Annotated in this window: 12 protein-coding genes; 2 read left to right on the top strand and 10 right to left on the bottom strand. The window is 32.7% G+C overall.

The window, feature by feature from the left end:
- Nucleotides 1–93: 93 nt before the first annotated feature.
- From hisF to M0M44_RS17200, 9 genes are all read right to left on the bottom strand, one after another.
- Nucleotides 94–849 (bottom strand): imidazole glycerol phosphate synthase subunit HisF, encoded by a 756-nt coding sequence (gene hisF / locus M0M44_RS17240; RefSeq protein WP_248726792.1) that lies wholly within the window; start codon nucleotides 847–849, stop codon nucleotides 94–96.
- Between the two features lie 96 nt (nucleotides 850–945).
- Nucleotides 946–1671, bottom strand: coding sequence for a 1-(5-phosphoribosyl)-5-[(5-phosphoribosylamino)methylideneamino]imidazole-4-carboxamide isomerase (gene hisA, locus M0M44_RS17235; protein ID WP_248726791.1), 726 nt, complete (start codon nucleotides 1669–1671; stop codon nucleotides 946–948).
- 117 nt (nucleotides 1672–1788) lie between these two features.
- Entirely contained in the window at nucleotides 1789–2382 is a 594-nt protein-coding gene (gene hisH / locus M0M44_RS17230) for an imidazole glycerol phosphate synthase subunit HisH (protein ID WP_248726790.1), read from the bottom strand.
- Nucleotides 2383–2484: 102 nt separating this feature from the next.
- Nucleotides 2485–3621 (bottom strand): bifunctional histidinol-phosphatase/imidazoleglycerol-phosphate dehydratase HisB, encoded by a 1137-nt coding sequence (gene hisB, locus M0M44_RS17225; RefSeq protein ID WP_248726789.1) that lies wholly within the window; start codon nucleotides 3619–3621, stop codon nucleotides 2485–2487.
- A 165-nt stretch (nucleotides 3622–3786) separates the two neighbouring features.
- Nucleotides 3787–4833, bottom strand: coding sequence for a histidinol-phosphate transaminase (hisC, locus tag M0M44_RS17220; protein WP_248726788.1), 1047 nt, complete (start codon nucleotides 4831–4833; stop codon nucleotides 3787–3789).
- A gap of 115 nt (nucleotides 4834–4948) precedes the next feature.
- Nucleotides 4949–6232, bottom strand: coding sequence for a histidinol dehydrogenase (gene hisD, locus M0M44_RS17215; RefSeq protein ID WP_248726787.1), 1284 nt, complete (start codon nucleotides 6230–6232; stop codon nucleotides 4949–4951).
- A gap of 100 nt (nucleotides 6233–6332) precedes the next feature.
- Nucleotides 6333–7190: an ATP phosphoribosyltransferase gene (gene hisG, locus M0M44_RS17210; protein ID WP_248726786.1), complete on the bottom strand. Its 858-nt coding sequence runs from the start codon at nucleotides 7188–7190 to the stop codon at nucleotides 6333–6335.
- 312 nt (nucleotides 7191–7502) lie between these two features.
- Complete coding sequence (locus M0M44_RS17205) at nucleotides 7503–8903, bottom strand: HAMP domain-containing sensor histidine kinase (protein ID WP_248726785.1); 1401 nt, start codon at nucleotides 8901–8903, stop codon at nucleotides 7503–7505.
- 4 nt (nucleotides 8904–8907) lie between these two features.
- Nucleotides 8908–9570 carry a response regulator transcription factor gene (locus M0M44_RS17200; RefSeq protein WP_248726784.1) on the bottom strand — a complete coding sequence of 221 codons (663 nt, stop codon included), beginning with the start codon at nucleotides 9568–9570 and terminating at the stop codon, nucleotides 8908–8910.
- A 201-nt stretch (nucleotides 9571–9771) separates the two neighbouring features.
- On the opposite strand from M0M44_RS17200, the gene M0M44_RS17195 reads away from it, so the two are divergent.
- Nucleotides 9772–11919: an LTA synthase family protein gene (locus M0M44_RS17195; RefSeq protein ID WP_248726783.1), complete on the top strand. Its 2148-nt coding sequence runs from the start codon at nucleotides 9772–9774 to the stop codon at nucleotides 11917–11919.
- Nucleotides 11920–11993: 74 nt separating this feature from the next.
- Here M0M44_RS17195 and M0M44_RS17190 read toward each other — a convergent pair whose 3' ends face one another.
- The gene (locus tag M0M44_RS17190) at nucleotides 11994–12992 is read right to left on the bottom strand and encodes a zinc dependent phospholipase C family protein (protein WP_248726782.1); all 999 of its coding nucleotides are present in this window, start codon (nucleotides 12990–12992) and stop codon (nucleotides 11994–11996) included.
- A 175-nt stretch (nucleotides 12993–13167) separates the two neighbouring features.
- Here M0M44_RS17190 and M0M44_RS17185 point away from each other — a divergent pair, with 175 nt between their 5' ends.
- Entirely contained in the window at nucleotides 13168–14118 is a 951-nt protein-coding gene (locus M0M44_RS17185) for a hypothetical protein (protein WP_248726781.1), read from the top strand.
- The last annotated feature ends 1 nt before the right edge of the window (nucleotide 14119 follow it).

The following is a 14119-nucleotide window of genomic DNA, read 5'->3' as shown; positions in this document are numbered from 1 at the left end:
AATTAATTTTAGATTTTTGATTTCAGATTTTAGATTTCTGATATCCTGTTATTTTAGATCAAACAAGGTCTTTCTTCTTGCCTCTTGTTACAATTAAAGCCTTATTTCAATGCCATTATTTCTTAATTCTTGTTTCAAAGCTTTAATTTCGATTTCTTTAAAGTGAAAAACACTTGCTGCCAAAGCCGCATCTGCTTTTCCTACTTGAAAAGAATCAACAAAATGCTTTATATTTCCTGCTCCTCCAGAAGCAATGATCGGAATATTAACTAATTCGGAAAGTTTCGCCAAAGCCTCATTTGCAAACCCATTTTTAGTTCCGTCATTATCCATTGAAGTAAATAAAATTTCTCCTGCACCACGTTCTGCAACTTCAACAGCCCAATCGAATAAATTCAATTCTGTCGGTACTTTTCCGCCAACTAAATGTACAATCCACTGTCCGTCAATTTGTTTGGCATCTATTGCGACTACAACACACTGACTTCCAAATTTCTGCGCCAAATCATTTATCAATTGCGGATTTTTTACTGCAGATGAATTGATAGAGACTTTATCTGCACCATTATTGAGCAAAATATCAACATCTTCAACAGACGAAATTCCGCCGCCAACTGTAAACGGAATATTGATTTTCTCTGCTACGCTTCGCACCATATTTACCAGTGTTTTGCGTCTTTCTTCTGTTGCCGAAATATCCAAGAAAACCAATTCATCTGCTCCTTCTCTCGAATAAATTTCAGCTAATTCCACAGGATCTCCAGCATCGCGCAAATCAACGAAATTGACGCCTTTTACGGTTCTTCCGTTTTTTATATCTAAGCAAGGTATTATTCTTTTTGCTAACATTATCTTTGTTGTTTCACAGAGATTCACAAAGATTCTCAGAGCTACGCAAAATTTTGTAAATCTTTGCGTTTTGTTTTGCGAATCTTTGCGAAATATCTATTTATTTAAAATATAATTTTCAAGTTCCTTCAATGTGATTCTTCCTTCGTAAATCGCTTTTCCTATGATTGTTCCTTCACAGCCTAATTCCGCTAATTTTGGCAATTCGTCGAAGGTTGAAATTCCGCCAGAAGCAATTAATTTTATTCCTTTTGCTTCTTCTAAAATTTTGCTGTACAAATCAAAACTTGGACCTTGAAGCATTCCGTCTTTTGCAATATCGGTACAGATAACATACTCAATTCCTTTTGACTGATAATCCTGAATAAAAGGCACTAAATCTTCATTTGATTCTTCTAACCAACCAGAAACCGCGATTTTTTCATCTTTAGCATCAGCACCTAAAATAATTTTTTCTGATCCGTATTCTGAAATCCATTTTTCGAAGATTTCTCTGTTTTTTACGGCTATACTTCCGCCTGTAATCTGATTTGCACCGCTTTCAAATGCAATTCTCAAATCGTCATCCGATTTTAATCCGCCTCCAAAATCAATTTTTAAGCTCGTTTGCGTTGCAATTTGTTCTAATATCTTGTAATTAACAATTTTGCTCGATTTTGCACCGTCAAGATCTACTAAATGCAGATATTCAATTCCGTGCGCTTCAAATGATTTCGCCACTTCAAGCGGGTTCTCGTTGTAAATTATCTTGGTATCATAATCACCTTTGGACAAACGAACACATTTTCCTTCAATGATATCTATGGCTGGTATTATTCTCATTTTTCTATTTTAGATTGTTGATTTTAGATTTTAGATTATTCAAAAAATAGTATTGAATTAGTAATTTCTAAAATTGATGTTTTGATTGAAACTGATTTTGATATTGGAATTTAGATTTTAATCTTTGGATTTTAGTTTCAAAAAGTTTCCAAGAATCTTCTCTCCCACGTCGCCGCTTTTTTCTGGGTGGAATTGGGTTCCGTAAAAATTATCTTTTTGCAAAGCCGATGCATATTCAACGTCATAATTTGTTGTAGCAATAGATTCTGGACAATTTGGCGCATAAAAACTATGAACTAAATACATGAACTCATTTTCAGAAATTCCGCTGAACAAATCGGTTTTTAAATCATAAATCTGATTCCATCCCATTTGAGGCACTTTTACGTTGTTTGAAAATTTCACAACATCAACGTCAAAAATTCCTAAACCTTCGGTGTCTCCTTCTTCAGTTTTATTGCACATTAACTGCATTCCGAGACAAATCCCCAAAACAGGTTGTTTTAATTCTGGAATTAAGCTGTCCAAACCACTTTCTCGAAGTTTTTCCATAGCCGAACTTGCTTCGCCTACGCCAGGAAAAATCACTTTATCAGCCGATTTAATTTCATCAGGATTATTGCTCAAAACGGCCTTAAATCCCAATCTTTCAATAGCAAACATAATGCTCTGAATATTTCCTGCTCCGTAATTTATAATTACTATTTTCATTTTGTTTTAGTCTTAAAGTCAAAAGTCAAAAGTCTTAAAGTCATTTTGAATATCCACAATATTGAAATCTTTTGACTTTATGACTTTCAACTTTTGACTTAATTAAAGCATTCCTTTCGTCGAAGGCAAAATCATTTTCTCGGTATCTCTTTTTACGGCAACTTTTATCGCTTTCGCGAATGCTTTAAAAATTGCTTCGATTTTATGATGTTCGTTGATTCCTTCTGCTTTGATATTTAAGTTGGCTTTTGCGCCGTCTGTAAACGATTTGAAGAAATGATAGAACATTTCTGTTGGCATTTTACCAACCATTTCACGTTTAAATTCGGTTTCCCAAATCAGCCAGTTTCTACCGCCGAAATCAATTGCTGCCTGAGCTAGACAATCATCCATTGGAAGACAAAATCCGTAGCGCTCAATTCCTAATTTGTTTCCTAGCGCTTTCGCGAAAACTTCACCTAAAGCGATTGCAGTATCTTCGATTGTATGATGCTCATCAACCTCTAAATCACCTTTCACAAGGATTTCTAAGTCCATTTGGCCGTGACGTGAGATTTGATCCAACATGTGATCGAAAAAGGCAATTCCAGTATCAATTTTGCTTTTTCCTGTTCCGTCAAGATTTAATTTGATATAAATATCCGTTTCGTTTGTTTTACGAGTAATTGAAGCCGAACGTGCTTCTAATTTTAAAAACTCATAGATTTTCTTCCAATCCATAGTTTGCAAAACAATCGTTTCGTTCAATTCTTCACGTTTTGATGAAATTTCATTACTGCCAATCCCATCTGTATCATTCATAAAAATAGCTTTGGCACCAAGGTTTTTAGCCAATTCCACATCTGTTAAACGATCTCCTAAAACAAAAGAATTCTCCAAATCATATTCTGGATTGTTCAAATATTTAGTCAACATTCCCGTTCTGGGTTTGCGTGTTGGTGCGTTCTCTTCTGGAAAAGTTCTGTCTACAAAGATTTCGTCAAAAACAACCCCTTCGTTTTCAAAAGCTTTTAAAATGAAATTTTGCGTTGGCCAAAAGGTATCTTCCGGAAAACTATCCGTTCCTAATCCGTCCTGATTGGTTACCATAGCCAGTTCATAATCTAATTCATTAGCAATTTTAGCCAAATATTGAAAAGCTTTTGGATAAAATTCCAATTTCTCTAAGCTATCTAATTGATAATTTTCAGGTTCTAAAACAATCGTTCCGTCACGATCGATAAAAAGTACTTTTTTCATGTTTTATTTTTTGAGAATAAAGAGTATAGAAAATAGAGTAAAGAGGATGGACTTTTGATCCTACTTCTAAAGTTCTTACATTTTTCTCTTTCTTCTATATTCTTATTCTATATTCTATATTCTTTCTTCTATATTCTATATTCTTTCTTCTATATTCTATTTTTTCTATTTCAACAACTTCAATTCTCTAATTACAACAGCATTTTCCTCTTTTGTCCCAATTGTAAAACGAAGACAATTTTCGCATAAAGGCTGTGTGGTTCGGTTTCTGATAACGATTCCCTTTTCAATTAATTGATTGTATCTTTTGTTAGCATCATCTACTTTTGCCAGAATAAAATTAGCTTCAGTTGGGTATACTTTTTCTACAAAACCTACTTCAAGTAAAACTTTAAGCAACTCTTCTCTTTGTTCAATAATTGAAGCTATTTCTTGTTTTATCTTTTCAGAATCTTTTAAACGTTCTTTAGCTCTTTGCTGTGTTAATTCATTAACGTTATAAGGCGGTTTTATTTTATTTAAAACCGAAATTACAGCTTCAGAAGCATAACAGATCCCTAAACGAATTCCAGCCAAACCATACGCTTTTGAAAGTGTTTGTGTAATCACTAAATTTGGATATTCGTCAATTTCGGTCAACCAGCTTTCTTTTTCTGAGAAGTCAATATATGCTTCATCAATTACCACTAAACCATTAAAATTTTGAAGCAGTTTGACCACACTTTCATCTGAAAAAGAATTTCCGGTTGGATTATTTGGCGAACATAAAAAGATGATTTTTGTGTTCTCATCAACAGCTTCTAAGATCTTTTCAACTTGAGGCTGAAAATCTGTCGATAGCAGAACTTCTCTATTTTCAACAGCATTAATATTCGCTAAAACGCCATACATTCCGTATGTTGGAGGAAGCGAAATGATATTATCTTTACTGGGTTCACAGAAAGCTCTAAAAAGCAAGTCCAAAACTTCATCACTTCCATTCCCTAATAAAATCTGACTTTGCTTTACTAAATTATTCTTAGCCAAAATAGCTTTAACCGAGTTCTGTTGAGGATCTGGATAACGATTTACTCCATTTTGAAACGGATTTTCATTGGCATCCAGAAAAATCATTTCGGCTGTATCAAAATCTTCAAACTCGTCTCTAGCCGAAGAATATGGTTTTAATGATTTTACGTTTTCACGTGTTATTGTATTTATATCGAATTTCATTACCTTAATTTTTAGAATATAGAGAAAAGAATAAAGAGAATAGACTTTCCAAACTACCTATTATTTTCTATTCTATCTTCTTTCTTCTATTTTCTATATTCTGTGTTCTATTTTTTTATTCTAAACTCTTCAATCTTAATGTTACAGCATTCTTATGCGCTTGTAATCCCTCAGCTTCAGCCATAGTTTCGATAGCGCTTCCTATATTCAGAATTCCTTCTTTAGTAATTTTCTGAAAAGTCATCGATTTCATAAAACTATCCAGGTTTACACCGCTGTAATTCTTCGCATAACCATTTGTTGGTAAAGTATGATTGGTTCCTGAGGCGTAATCTCCGGCACTTTCAGGCGTATAATTTCCAATAAAAACAGAACCCGCATTTACGATTCCATTACAATAGAAATCATCATATTCTGAACAGATTATAAAGTGTTCTGGCCCATATTCATTGATTAAATCTAAAGCGATTTGATCGTTTTCCACATAAATCAATTTCGAATTTTCAATCGCTTTTTCTGCAATCGCTTTTCTTGGAAGCACTTCTAACTGAGATTGTACTTCTTTCTCTACTTCTTCAATTAGTTTTTTTGAAGTCGAAACTAAAATCACTTGGCTATCTGTACCGTGTTCTGCTTGAGATAATAAATCTGAAGCCACAAATGCCGGAACCGCTGTATCATCAGCCACAATTAACAACTCTGATGGCCCTGCTGGCATGTCAATTGCAACACCAAACTGAGTTGCCAGTTGTTTTGCTACTGTTACAAACTGATTTCCTGGGCCAAAAATCTTGTATACTTTAGGGATCGACTGGGTTCCAAAAGTCATTCCCGCAATAGCCTGAATTCCTCCAACTTTTAGAATTTTCGTTACTCCGCATAAATTAGCAGCATATAAAATAGCTGGATTAATTTTTCCTTTTTTATCTGGTGGAGAACACAATACAATTTCTTTGCAACCAGCAATTTCAGCCGGAACCGCCAACATTAAAACAGTAGAAAACAAAGGCGCAGTTCCGCCAGGAATATACAAACCAATTTTTTGAATCGGTCTTTTCTCTTGCCAACAATTTACTCCTTCAATTGTTTCAACTTCGACTCTTTCTGTTTTCTGAGCGTTGTGGAATTTATAAATATTTTCTTTTGCTAATTCAATAGCTTCTTTTAATTCACTCGGAATCAAACTAATCGCTTCTTTTATCTCTTCTTCTGAAACTTCATAATTGTCTTGTGAAATTCCATCAAAAATCGAAGTGTATTTTGCTACAGCTTCATCTCCTTTTCTTTGCACTTCTTTGAAGATTTCTTTTACTGTAATCTCAATATCATCAACAGTTTTAGTTGGCCTTTTTAATATTTCAGACCATATTTCTGGTTTTGGATTATCTATTTTATTCATTATTTTTTTTGCTTTAAGCTTTAAGCTGTAGGCTATAAGCTAATTAACTTTGTGTTTTTTTTTTCTGATTTTAGGGTGATTACCTAAAGCGGGCAAAGCCCTACAGAACCATTTTCTCAATTGGGCAAACTAGAATCCCTTCTGCTCCTACTTCTTTCAACTGGTCAATTACATCCCAGAAAGTATCTTTGTCAATTACGGAGTGAACGCTGCTCCAACCTTCTTGAGCTAAAGGAAGAACCGTTAAACTTCTCAAAACTGGAAGGATTTTTCCAACTGCTTCGATTTTATCGTTTGGAACGTTCATTAGAATATATTTTGAATTTCTAGCTCTTAATACCGCCTGAATTCTAAATTTTAAAGTATCAATGTGCTTTTGAATTTCTGGAGAAACTTTTGGCGAAACAGCTAAAACGGCCTCGCTTTTTAGAATCACTTCAACTTCCTTAAGGTTGTTTTTGAATAAAGTGCTTCCGCTTGAAACAATATCTACAATTGCATCGGCAAGACCAATGTTTGGTGCGATTTCTACAGAACCAGAAATTTGATGAATATCGACAGTTAAACCAAATTTATTAAAATATTCGTTAACTGTATTGGGATAAGAAGTTGCAATACGCAATCCCGCTAAATCTTGTATTGAGTTATATTCTAGAACTTTAGGAACAGCTACAGAAACTTTACACTTTGAAAATCCTAATTTCTGTACCACTTCGATTCCTTTTCCTTTTTCTACCAAAAGATTATCACCAACAATGGCTAAATCTACTACTCCGTCTATTAAATATTGAGGGATATCTGAATTTCTAAGATACAAAACTTCAAGAGGAAAATTTGAAGCTTCAGCTTTTAACTGATCGATTCCGTTGTTGATTGAAATACCGCAGTCTTTTAGAATTTGGATGCTGTCTTCGTTTAAACGACCAGATTTTTGAATTGCAATTTTTAAAGTACTCATTTTTTTAGTTGTTTGTTGGATTAATAGTTTGAGTACAAAGAGAGTTAGAATTAAAAAACCCGTTTGATGTACTCAAACGGGTTTTAAAATATGATGATTTACACACATACCATTAACACATCGCTTGAGAGCAATAATGTAAATGATGATGATGTAATTGAATTGAAATCATGATAGGTTTTGTTTTTTACTTCTTTGATTCGGTTGCAAATATACTAGATAAAATAATTAAAAAGCAATTTTTATTTTAACTTAACGATACTTTATTGTTAAAAATCATTTTCAACTGCATTTTACTTGATGATTTTAAAATTACTTTAACGAATTATCATATTCTTCAAAAACCAACAATACCTTGGTTCCTTTCCCGATTTCGCTTTCGATTTTAAATTTAATCTGGAGCAGATCTGTCATTCGTTTTACTATAAACAAACCAAGCCCTGTTCCTTTTATTTCGGAGTGATTTAAGGAATCTGATCTAAAAAAAGGATTCAAAATAGATTCTAAATCTTTCTTCGCAATTCCAATTCCTTGATCTGAAATAATGCACGAAATTTTATGATTTTCTCTTGACAATGAAATTTTAATTTCACTATTCGGTTTGGAATATTTTACAGCATTTGAAATAATATTTCGAAGAATAGTTACCACTAAATAATTATCAGAATAAATATAAAATTCTTCTTGAGCATCCAAAATCACATTTATTTTTCCAGACTTTATCTTCTCTGTATTTAATGTGAGTACATCTAAAATTACTGCATTCAAATAAACATTTTCTTTTAGAATGTTCTGTTTTTGATTCTCAAAACGAGCCATCATAAGCAACTGATCAACAAGAGAATTTAGATGGTCAACTTCATTAATACAGTAATTAATCTTTTCTTCGTATTCCTTGCTGTCGCGAGGTTTACGGACAAGCACTTCAAGTGTTCCTTTAATTACGGTTAAGGGCGTTCTTAATTCATGTGAAGCATCAGATGTGAATTGTTTTTCACGTTCAATTGCATCTTCAATTCGATTCAATAAATTATTAATTGTTTTCGAAAGTGTAAACAATTCATCCCTAGTTTTTGGCAACGGAATTCTTGCTTTCAGATTGTCTTTAGTAATAATTTTCGAAGTTTGAATAATATTATTTATTGGCTTAATACTTCGACCAGCATAAAATCTAGCTAGAAAAAATAAAATAAAAAGGATGATTGGAAAAGTAATCAATAAAGTGTCCATTAGATTATCCAAAACTTTTGAAGAATCAGAAAGCGACATTGCAATAATCAAATAACCAACTTTTTTAGATTGTACATGAAGAGGAACTTGTATCTGGCGAATTTTATTTCCTAATAATTTCGTATCAAAAGGATGAAATTCCTCTTTCTTACCATGAAAAACGAGTTTTTCATTTTTTAAATTAGGCGATTTTTCGATAATTTTCTTGTTCAAATCCAAAAACTGAACAAAAATAGGGTTTACATCTACTGAATTATGTTCTCTTTCCTCCCATTCTTCGGCATCCATAAAAATTACAGCGCCTTTTTCTATTCTTAGTTCTTTAAAATGGTCCTGAACTTCTATATTTAAATTCTCGTCGATATGATTGTAAACGGTGAGTCTTACAATAAAATAAATGGCTGAAAAGACCGCAAGAACCAACAATCCTGTTCCTACAATATAATTTAATGCAATTCTATTTCTAAAGGATAATGAAGTCATTTTATTAATCATTGGCGATATATCCAATGCCTCGGATGGTTTTTATATAATCTTCTTCAATTTTAAGATTGAGTTTTTTTCGAATTGCATTCATAAAAACATCAATAACACCCGTGTCGTATTCAAAGTTGATTTCCCAAACGTCTCTCAAAATCTGATTTCTTGTACAAACCTTTCCTTTATGCTGTATTAAATAGGCCAATAGTTCAAACTCACGCTGGGTTAGCGAGATTTCTTCATCTCCTTTTAAAACGATATGTCTCGATAAATCCATCGTAATGTTTCCGAGTGTTAAGGTTTCAGTCTGCTTTTTACTTCTAAAGTGAACTTTAATTCGTTCTACCAATTCCTCAAAACTGAAAGGTTTTTTAATGTAGTCGTTTGCTCCAGCTTTTAACCCTTCTATCGTTTCCTGAACAGTATCTTTTGCAGTCAAAAAAATGATTGGCGTTGTCTGATCTTTAACTCGAATGGCCTTGCAGAGATCAAGACCGTTGATTTTTGGCAGCATCCAATCTAAAAGAATTAAATCAAACTTTTGTTCCTGAACCAATTCAAAGCCTTTAGAACCATCGGCTGCGGTTGTAATTTGATAACCTTCTTCTTGTAAACCTTGCTTTAGAAATTGGACAATTCCTACTTCGTCTTCCACTATTAAAATATGCATTTATAGTATCTTTTTAAAATTCGAATTTCATTTTTTGCTATTCAAAGATAAATAATTTCACTTTGAGATATAGTTCCAAACTTTAATAAATAAAGAAAACCAGTATCTTAAGCAAACTTTAAGCTAACGTTAAGTAAGGTAAAAGTGGAACTTAATCTGGCATTAATCAATCGAAAGTAATTTTGTAGAAAAATAAATCTGATGAATTTTTCCAAAAAACTTTCGCCTTTTTACAATCTTGGCTTACTTTATTTTATTGTAAGTTTCATACTTAGAATAGTATTGCTTTTTCATCCGATCACTCAAAGCTCATTTTCCTTTTCTGAGGGCTTAAAAATCTTCTCATTGGGCTTAGTATCAGACTTTTTTGTTTTTTCTATAGCTCTGGCTTTCTTGTGGTTGTATCTTATTTTTATTTCAAATTCAAAATATAATAAACCGTACGGATATATTATACTGGCCACTTTTTTAGCACTTGTACTATATATTGCTTCCGGAAAAAGTATTTTTGATGAATATGGTGGCGCTTTGCCTAGAATCGTTTTGATTTTCGTTTCGATAAAAACACTTCTTTTTGCGCTTTTTCTTTTCTTACCAAAACACAGAGATAAGCTTAGATTTTGGCTTTTTGCTTTTGTAATTTTTCTTTACGTTTTATTGATTTTACAAAATGCAATTAGTGAATTTTTCTTCTGGAATGAGTTTGGTGTAAAATACAATTTCATCGCTGTCAATTATTTGATTTACACCAACGAAGTAATTGGAAATATTATGCAGTCTTATCCTGTAGTTCCTATTTTTTCTGCATTATTTATTATCACTGGAATTATTACGTTTTTCATCATAAAAAAATCAAGAAACTATATTGACGAAATTCCGAGTTTCAATGAGAAATTAAAAATTACAGCTATTTATGCCGTTTTATTTGTTTTTTCCTTATTGGCGATTCCTAGTTTGGCTAAAACGGAAAATTCTAAAAATATTTTCGTTAACGAATTGCAATCGAATGGCATTTATAAGTTCTATTTGGCTTTTCAGAACAACAAATTAGATTATTTTAAATTCTACAAAACAATTCCAAACGAAAAAGCCTTTGCAATATTAAAACAAGAAATCCCTACTATTTCAGGGAAAAACACTTTGCATGAAATAAAAGAAGATTCGCTTGAACAACGTAAAAATGTAGTGTTAATTACGATTGAAAGCTTAAGTGCTGATTTCATGAAAATGTACGGAAACGAACAAAATATTACACCATTTTTAGACAGTCTTGCTCAAAAAAGCTTGCTCTTTACAAATGTATATGCGGCCGGAAACAGAACTGTACGCGGTCTAGAAGCCGTAACTCTATGTCTTCCTCCAACAGCTGGAGAAAGTGTTGTAAAAAGAGAGGATAACAAAAATAAATTTTCAACTGGATCTGTTTTTCTTCAAAAAGGTTACAATGTAAAATTCATGTACGGAGGAGATGCCTTTTTTGATAATATGCAGGATTTCTATACTGGAAATGGTTACCAAATTATTGATAAATCGAGCTTCTCAGAAAACGAAATCACTTTTTCTAATGTATGGGGAGTTTGTGATGAAGACATGTACAACAAAGCAATCAAAATCATGAATGCTGAAGCTAAGGAAAACAAACCTTTCTTCAATCATATTATGACTGTAAGCAATCACAGGCCTTTTACCTATCCTAATAATAAAATTGATATTCCCGGAAATATTAAATCTCGTGATGGCGGTGTAAAATATACCGATTATGCTTTAAGTCAATTCTTTAAGCAAGCTCAAAACCAACCATGGTTTAAAAATACGGTTTTTGTAATTGTAGCCGATCACTGTGCTTCGAGCGCAGGAAAAACAGAACTTCCGTTAGATAAATACAGAATTCCAGCTTTAATATACACCCCAGATATGAAGCCTGAAAAATACACGAAATTGATGTCTCAAATAGATGTTATGCCAACATTATTTGGTCTTTTAAATTTTGATTATCAAAGCAAATTCTTTGGATGTGATGTTTTCAAACCAGACTATCAGCCAAGAGCTTTTATTGCTACCTATCAGGATTTAGGATTAATAAAAGATAATGTTTTGACTATTTTATCTCCAAAACAACAGATAAAACAGTTTCAATTAAAACTAAATCCGACGCCGAATGTTGCACCTGAGTTTCAAATTCATTACGACGAAATCCCCTTGAAATCCGGAAATCAAAATTTACTCGATCAGACCATTTCGTATTATCAATCCGCTTCATACGTATTAAAAGAAAAAGAATATCAACGTAAAGATTTGGCCGTAAAAAACACTAAACTTTATGCCAATGAGATTGTGAAACATAAATAATTAAAAAAGCCGCAAATTCTAGAATTTGCGGCTTTTTTTAAGTTCTATTTCAATATGAAATTTGAAACAAAAACTTAATCGTTTTGATTTTTCATTCCAAACAAATCTCCTTTTTGGAACATTTTCAAATCATCTTGTAAAAATTGATAGTTTCTTTGAGTTACGGCTGGTGCATCTAAATCGCTCAAATCTGGTTTTCCAGCATTTATCCAAGCCGTATACCAAAAACTTGCAGTTGCTGCAATAGCTTTTTTCATTTGGCTTTCAACCATTCCGTTCAATTGTTCGTGTAGTTTTTTGGCATAGTCTTCAGAGAAAACAGCTGTATTGTATTTCGTTTTCAACACATTTCCTTCGGTATCCATTTTAAACACTTTGTCTTGCGGAGTTGCGACTCTCAGTTTTTTATCGATATCCAATAGAGGCTGTGCTAAACTGTGAGTATCGTTGATCAAATCCCAAATTGCTTTGTGAACATCTGGATAATATTGTGCCTCAGGAACATTTAATTTGTAATTTTTAACAAATAACTCTGGTAATCTGCTTTCCCAAAGTGAATGAATTCCTTTTTGGTCTGTCAATTGTCCGTCGTGATTTGCAGATGTATGTAATGGCATGTGCGCATCACCAACGTAATGACCTAAATCTGCCGCTAGGAATAAGATTTCAGCTTTGTTTTTTTCTTTAAAAGCTTTAGTCAGTTTTGCCATCATTTCTTCCATATACCATGGCAAGATTCCGTTATCCGATAAGAATTTAGCATCGTATTTTTGTTTAGCTTCTTCTAATGTTTTTGGATAAGTTTCAGCAGGGCCAAAGTTTTCCATATCAAAATAGTGTCTTTGACCTTCTTCTTTATAATTTAAAGCATACTTACGGATATCTGGAACCGAAGCTTCTTGTGTAATAAAATCAATGTGATTGTAGAAAAATATCTGTAATTGTTTTGGTAAAGCCATTACAGCAGCTTTGTTAATACGCTCATGGCCTACATTTCCCCATGATAGAGTAATAAAGCCAATAATTAATGCACCGAAAGCGATTAATTTTGGTCTCATTTGGATTTTTTTCATTTGTTTTTTTTATTAGAGGGAGCAAATTTAGCTTTAATTAAAGAATACGCAAAATATACTATCAATAAGATTGTACAATTTTAATTTTTTGAGATTTTAAGCTGTAAAAACAACATAAGCTTATATTAACACTAATTTTCTTTATACATTTGCTTTACTAACCAAATTCAATTTTATGCGCCAGATTACGTTAAATTTATTTCTATTGCTTTCTGCTTTTTGTTTTGCACAAGAAACTGATTTACAGCTAAAAAATATTAGCGACACCCTATTAAACCCAAAAAGAATCCTTAAAGTTTCCGATCCGTTAAACGGTGAGAAAACAATGCAAAAACTGTTTCCTGGCAACTTATATCATCTTGCTGATAAAAATACTTTTATAAGCTGGAAATGCAAATCGTGTAAACCTTCTCCTTTTCTTGATGTAAATGGCGTAGAAGGCGATCAAATGTTTCCATACACAGAAGGCGTTGCCACAAGACTTATCGCTAATATTGATTATAGCGATTCAAAAGGAAATCAGTTTAAAATTTTAGCTTTTAATCATTCTGTTCATGACGAAGACGGACTTCAGACAGGGCGTTTTTCTGGAGGATTGTTGGGCATTGCTAAATTTGCAAAAAATGATAATGTTTGGGAAATGAGATCTTTTCAACCTGCAGTAGCTGCATTTGGGGCTTTTGCGCGATGTCCGACTCCTAAATTAGTTGAAATTGGAGAAGATCAATTTGCTTTTACTTTAATACATGCAAATGGCGGAGCTGGAGGTGCTTATGAAGGTTATTTATATCTCGTAGCCGGTTTTGGAGGTCAATACCAGCCAATTATGGAAGTCAATAATTATCAGTTGACCAATTCTTCATTTATCTCTTGGTCCGGATCATATAAGATTGTAAATGATAATTCTAAGAAACATTTTAGAGATATTATTATTACCACAAAAGGAACTTACAATATAAAAGCAAGAACTGAAGATGATTTTGATGTTGAATTTCCTGAAGAAATTGCTACAATGGCAAAAAACAAAAAATCATTTAGTTTTGAGATTGAAAGACGCTTCTCATTCAAAGGAAAATTTTACAAAATGCTTGACAAGCCAATTGTAAAATTCTCCAATATAAAATAGT

The sequence above is a fragment of the Flavobacterium humidisoli genome, assembly GCF_023272795.1.
Classification (GTDB): domain Bacteria; phylum Bacteroidota; class Bacteroidia; order Flavobacteriales; family Flavobacteriaceae; genus Flavobacterium; species Flavobacterium humidisoli.
Note: the sequence above shows the minus strand (reverse complement) of the source record. Positions and strands in the feature narration are given on the sequence as shown.

Coding starts and splice junctions, on each gene's coding strand:
- hisF (WP_248726792.1), bottom strand. CDS start 849: ATGTTAGCAAAAAGAATAATACCTTGCTTAGATATAAAAAACGGAAGA.
- hisA (WP_248726791.1), bottom strand. CDS start 1,671: ATGAGAATAATACCAGCCATAGATATCATTGAAGGAAAATGTGTTCGT.
- hisH (WP_248726790.1), bottom strand. CDS start 2,382: ATGAAAATAGTAATTATAAATTACGGAGCAGGAAATATTCAGAGCATT.
- hisB (WP_248726789.1), bottom strand. CDS start 3,621: ATGAAAAAAGTACTTTTTATCGATCGTGACGGAACGATTGTTTTAGAA.
- hisC (WP_248726788.1), bottom strand. CDS start 4,833: ATGAAATTCGATATAAATACAATAACACGTGAAAACGTAAAATCATTA.
- hisD (WP_248726787.1), bottom strand. CDS start 6,232: ATGAATAAAATAGATAATCCAAAACCAGAAATATGGTCTGAAATATTA.
- hisG (WP_248726786.1), bottom strand. CDS start 7,190: ATGAGTACTTTAAAAATTGCAATTCAAAAATCTGGTCGTTTAAACGAA.
- M0M44_RS17205 (WP_248726785.1), bottom strand. CDS start 8,903: ATGACTTCATTATCCTTTAGAAATAGAATTGCATTAAATTATATTGTA.
- M0M44_RS17200 (WP_248726784.1), bottom strand. CDS start 9,570: ATGCATATTTTAATAGTGGAAGACGAAGTAGGAATTGTCCAATTTCTA.
- M0M44_RS17195 (WP_248726783.1), top strand. CDS start 9,772: ATGAATTTTTCCAAAAAACTTTCGCCTTTTTACAATCTTGGCTTACTT.
- M0M44_RS17190 (WP_248726782.1), bottom strand. CDS start 12,992: ATGAAAAAAATCCAAATGAGACCAAAATTAATCGCTTTCGGTGCATTA.
- M0M44_RS17185 (WP_248726781.1), top strand. CDS start 13,168: ATGCGCCAGATTACGTTAAATTTATTTCTATTGCTTTCTGCTTTTTGT.